This window comes from Armatimonas sp. (assembly GCF_043760365.1).
GTDB lineage: Bacteria > Armatimonadota > Armatimonadia > Armatimonadales > Armatimonadaceae > Armatimonas.
This window is the reverse complement of the sequence record NZ_JAYUPA010000370.1, coordinates 1-5,093: the sequence shown is the minus strand read 5'-3', so window position 1 is coordinate 5,093 and position 5,093 is coordinate 1. Positions and strand designations below refer to the sequence as shown.

The following is a 5,093-nucleotide window of genomic DNA, read 5'->3' as shown; positions in this document are numbered from 1 at the left end:
GGGTCTGTTAAGATAAAATAGACTCTGTCGTTGACGTTAACGACAGAAAAATAACGCTGAAGATATTAAGATTTTAAATGAAAAAATTCAAAACACTTGTCACTATGAGTGCCCTTTCACTCGTATCAGTTGCTTACGCTAAACAAGGTGGCCCACCTTATGGCCCACCGCCTCCAACAGGAGGTTGGGTTTTCCAAATCATTCCTGAAGGAGTTGTTTCCGTTGTATGGTCTGGATTACCTCAATCTGCATCACAAAGCTGGCCATGGCCACAAATGTCTGCAAGTTTACATGGAAATATCGGACCATATGAGGGCACTTTAAATGCATCAACATCAGGTTCGTACCGAGTAAGAGCAACCTGGACAGGTGCTACCGAATCTCGCCCAGACAAACTCTCTATACTCGAAAATTCTTCTGCTTCTTATAATGCTAGAAATGGGAACGGGACGCCAGGAAGTGGAAGTGCAAGTAACAGTATCAGTCCATTTGTACCAAATTTGTTTGGTGGCCAAGCATCAGGAAAACGTGTTGTACAACTTAAAGTTACTGGCAATACCGTGGAGTATTCATCTAATACTTTGAGTGCAAACTCTCAAGCATCAGTTGGGCACGGTACCATAGGATTTTTCGGCATCTGGGTTGATTGTACTGCCATACAAGATCCACGAGCGGTATCAATTGGTAGAGGAGGCCGGTATGAATGGTATGATTCAAAACTTGTTGGACACGGAGATACCATTTATTCATACTTATCACAACTAACTTCTACAGGTTTAATTAGTAGTGACGTTATTTACAGCGCATCAATTGCAGGCCCATGGGGATCTCCACTCGATTGGACATGGTCAGGTGGTAGTAGCATAATCTCACAATATCAGTTTTCCTGTGTAGATAGGATGCCCATAGGAACACCAACCCAAGTATTAGCTTATGGAGGCCCCGTTTGGCAAGGCAGTCCAACTGGTGTATCAGAATCAACAATAACATATAAATTGACTGACCCAAGCGACGGAGCAATAGCAGATGCTAGCTATATTTTGAAGGTCCATGATCCAATTGAAAATTTCGAAAAAACGACAGGTGGCATGATAGAGGAGAGTGAACACCCGTCACACCATCGCGTATTTGGGCCTAAAGAACAACATGAATTACCAATAGATGAAGAATACAATGTAACAGTAGGAGGAAGTTGGACTTTTTCAATGGGCACACAAGAGTCGGGATTAATTCCTTGGTTGCCAATATTCGGTATTTCGTACAACACAAACCCTGACACTTATGTACGTCATGCAATTTGGAATAAGCCAATATTAGGTGGTCGTCATTTGCGTTTATATCGCCGTATTGGTTACAATCAACATATCATGAAATACTTAGTATATGATTTAATGGGTCAAGTGCGTTCGGCCCCTGAAGATGCAAGTGTCAAAACTTTGGCGTTCGGTTGGGAAAAAGTGGATGAGACGCAATTTTGGCTAGAGTTCAGTAATGAGTATGGTTTTTAAGAATGATTGACAGAGAAACCCACAAGACTATCCATTAAATTCTGGGAAGCATATTTCACGAAAATGGAAACAACTATAAGCATCGGCGGAAGTGTTGACGGTATGATTCTTAATGGAGATGCACCTGTACTCTGCGGGAAAATATTCATTAACGCATCTGCCATTGCTTGTATTCCTGATAATGCACTCATCAAGCTAGTCTACGCTTATAAGCAAGGATATAAACATGCAAAACATCAGTTCTACCTTCCCACCAGATATTAAGCTAGAATCATTAATCGCACAGAATATGCCTAATATCCGCAGTGCATTTATAAGCATTCTATTTCTTCATTCGAAAGGTAGAGCCCAAGAGGTTGCACTTATTTATGAAAAATTCATCAAAAAATCTGACAAAAACCCTCACATCAAAGCACAATATGCTTTTGCGCATTTTGTAGGAACCGTACTTTTTCAAGATAAACCAACACCTCAACAATCTAAAGTCGTATCGTATCTATTATCCGACGTTTCACTTTTACCATGCAATCAACTCCGTAAAGAGAGTCTGTCTGAACTACCAAAATCACCAGAAGCAAAAATAATGGCTGCCATGTATTATCGATATAATGCAAAATGGAAAACAGCTTTTGATCTATCAAATCAATCTATCAAATTGGATCCAAAATGGGGCTATGGTTACTACCTGCGCGGGCAATCAGCAAGAGCTCAAAATAACACAATCAAGAATAATAGCATAAAAATCAATAATGCAAATACTGCTATACATGATTTTGATAAAGCCGAAAAATTAAATCCCGAACTCAAATATCAAAATTTATATATCGAATACGTCAATGCATATTCTGACTTAGGTGACTACAAATCCGCACTAGCCTATATGGATAAGTTTCTTGGTATCGCCAAAAAACGAGAAGATTCCCCCAGAAAGATTCAAGAACTTTCCACATGGAGACAATCTATCGCCTCGCAAATTAAGCCCTAGCAACTGTGCTCTGCTTTAGCTTTAACAAGGATTCCGCCACTCCGACAATTGCGGCGGCGTCCATTCCGACTAATTCGCGCAGCTTGGGGATGGGGCCGTGCTCGACGAAGTGATTCGGGAGGCCGATTCTGGTCACTTGGACATCGGTGAGGCCACGGTCGGCGAGGAGTTCGATAATCGCGCTGCCAAAGCCTCCGGCCAGAATGCCGTCCTCGACCGTGATGAGCTTTTTCGTGCGACGAGCGAGCGCCAGAATCGCGACTTCATCGAGTGGCTTGACCCAGCGGGCGTTGATCACCTCCACGGAGTGACCTTGCGATTCCAGCGTGTTGGCGGCGATCAGCGCCTCGCTGACAATCGGGCCGTAGGTGAGAATCCCCAGATCGTCGCCGCGCCGTAGGGTCTCGGACTGGCCGAGCTGGATCGGGACGCACGTGTCCGTGAGGTTCTCACCGCCGCCACGCGGGTAGCGCAGTGCAATCGGGCCTTTGCGGTAGGCGAGGGCAAACTTGACCATCTCCCTCAGTTCCTGCGGGTCTTTAGGCGAGAGCAGGACGAGGTTTGGGATGGAGCGCAGGTAGGCAATGTCCATCGTCCCGTGGTGCGTCGCGCCGTCATCTCCCACCAGCCCCGCGCGATCTATCATAAAGACCACGGGCAGGTTCTGGATACAGACATCGTGGACAATCTGGTCGTAGGCACGCTGGAGGAAAGTGGAGTAAATCGCACAGACGGGCGTGAACCCCTCGGCGGCGAGCCCGGCGGCAAAAGTGACGGCGTGCTGCTCGGCGATCCCGACATCGAAGAAACGCTTGGGGAACTTGTCGGCGAACTTGGCCAGCCCAGTGCCATCGGGCATCGCGGCAGTGATAGCGACCACTTTATCGTTGTTCACGGCCACTTCGTTCAGGCTCTCGACAAAGGCCTGTGTGTAGGTGACACCGCTGGACTTCTTCTCCATCTTGCCGTCTTCAATCGAGAAGCCAGTGGTCGCGTGCCACGTGCGCTGGTCTTTCTCGGCGGGCTCGTAGCCCTTGCCCTTGGTGGTCAGAATATGGAGCAAAACGGGACCGTCGAGATGTTTGGCGTGCTCAAAGACCTGCACGAGGAAGTCCGTGTCGTGGCCATCAATCGGGCCGATGTACTGAAAGCCCAGCTCCTCAAAGAAAATCCCCGTGTTGGCCGGGGCGGCAAAATGCGTGGCGGCGTGCTTGGCCCCGGCAGCGGTTCGGTACAGAAGGCCGTCTTTGTTCAGACTGCGCTTGACCGTGCTCTCCACTTTTTGATACGTGGGCATGAGCCGCAGTTTTGCTAAGTACGTCGCCAGCGCCCCCACATTCTCGGCGATACTCATCTCATTGTCGTTAAGCACCACCAGCATCTTGGTCTTTTGGTCGCCGATATTGAGGAGCGCTTCGAGGGCCATTCCCCCCGTAAGCGAGCCGTCGCCGATGACTCCAATCACGCTCTCCGTGGAGCCGCGCAGATCACGTGCCTTGGCAAATCCAAGCGCCGCCGACAGGCTGGTGCTGGCGTGGCCCGCGCCAAAGAGATCGTACTCGCTCTCGTCGCGACGCAAGAAACCGGAGATTCCCTGATACTGCTTGATCGTATGGAGCTGCTTCCAGCGCCCCGTGAGCATCTTGTGCGGGTAGCACTGGTGCCCCACATCCCAGATCACTTTATCTTTGGGCAGCTCGAAAACTTTGTAGAGCGCCACCGTCAGCTCGACCACGCCGAGGTTGGGCGCAAAGTGCCCGCCTACTCGTGAGATGGTCTGGATGAGCCCCTGGCGCACCTCGTTGCAGAGTGCCTTGAGCTGGGCGGAGTCCATGGCCTTGAGATCAGCGGGACCGGTGAGCTGGTCAAGAATCGGGAAGGTGTCCATAATTTTCTTTTTTAACTTTGCCAAGCAAAGTTCTTCGCGCACATACTACCGCAGCAGTGCGGCATTGTCAAACAAGTCTAGCGAACTCTAACAAGGATACCAGGTTTTAGTTCCCATCTCCCCACCGCCAAGCCAACTCAAACTGCCAGACTTCTCTCATGCGTCTTTATCGGCATTTACTCTATTCTTTGTAAATTTGATATAACAAGCCGATGTGGAAGCGTGGAGGGAAAGAGCGCACGGACAACGAGCTGGTAGCGGCGTGTCTGGCGGGTGAGGCGGCGGCGGCGTGGGAGGCTCTGATCTTGCGCTACCAGCGATTGATCTTTCATATTCCCCTACGCATGGGATTTTCACAGGCCGACGCCGAGGATATTTTCCAGAATGTTAGCCTCAAGCTCTGCCTGCATCTTTCTGAGCTGCGCGACACGGAGCGCCTGGCGGGCTGGATCGCGCAAGTGGCGCGGCAGGAAGGCTTGAGGCTCCTGCGCCGCAAACCAACCACAGGCCTGGAAGACGCCGAAGCGCTCGCCGATACCCGTCTGCCCGAGGAGGACTTGCTCGCCGCCGAGCAAGTGCACTTAGTCCGGCAGGCGCTGGAGTGCTTGCCCGAGAAGTGCCAAAAACTGCTGGGGCTGCTCTATGCCGACGAAGCCGCACCGTATGCCGAGATCTCACAGAAGCTAGGGATTCCCGTGGGGAGCATTGGGCC

The 5,093-nt window shown here is 49.9% G+C and carries 4 protein-coding genes; 3 read left to right on the top strand and 1 reads right to left on the bottom strand.

The features are described 5' to 3' along the window. The first annotated feature begins 77 nt into the window (after positions 1 to 77). Both ACH2EH_RS08915 and ACH2EH_RS08910 read left to right on the top strand, forming a co-directional pair. Positions 78 to 1,508 (top strand): hypothetical protein, encoded by a 1,431-nt coding sequence (locus ACH2EH_RS08915; RefSeq protein WP_395140891.1) that lies wholly within the window; start codon positions 78 to 80, stop codon positions 1,506 to 1,508. A 226-nt stretch (positions 1,509 to 1,734) separates the two neighbouring features. Then, positions 1,735 to 2,493 carry a hypothetical protein gene (locus ACH2EH_RS08910; protein WP_309686291.1) on the top strand — a complete coding sequence of 253 codons (759 nt, stop codon included), beginning with the start codon at positions 1,735 to 1,737 and terminating at the stop codon, positions 2,491 to 2,493. Here the strand turns inward: ACH2EH_RS08910 and dxs are convergent. Continuing rightward, positions 2,483 to 4,381 carry a 1-deoxy-D-xylulose-5-phosphate synthase gene (dxs, locus tag ACH2EH_RS08905; protein ID WP_395140889.1) on the bottom strand — a complete coding sequence of 633 codons (1,899 nt, stop codon included), beginning with the start codon at positions 4,379 to 4,381 and terminating at the stop codon, positions 2,483 to 2,485. The two genes, ACH2EH_RS08910 and dxs, sit on opposite strands and share 11 nt — an antisense overlap. Positions 4,382 to 4,593: 212 nt before the next feature. Between dxs and ACH2EH_RS08900 the strand changes: the two genes are divergently transcribed. After that, positions 4,594 to 5,093: RNA polymerase sigma factor (locus ACH2EH_RS08900; protein ID WP_395140887.1), on the top strand; the 500-nt coding region annotated here is incomplete at its 3' end.

Coding starts and splice junctions, on each gene's coding strand:
- ACH2EH_RS08915 (WP_395140891.1), top strand. CDS start 78: ATGAAAAAATTCAAAACACTTGTCACTATGAGTGCCCTTTCACTCGTA.
- ACH2EH_RS08910 (WP_309686291.1), top strand. CDS start 1,735: ATGCAAAACATCAGTTCTACCTTCCCACCAGATATTAAGCTAGAATCA.
- dxs (WP_395140889.1), bottom strand. CDS start 4,381: ATGGACACCTTCCCGATTCTTGACCAGCTCACCGGTCCCGCTGATCTC.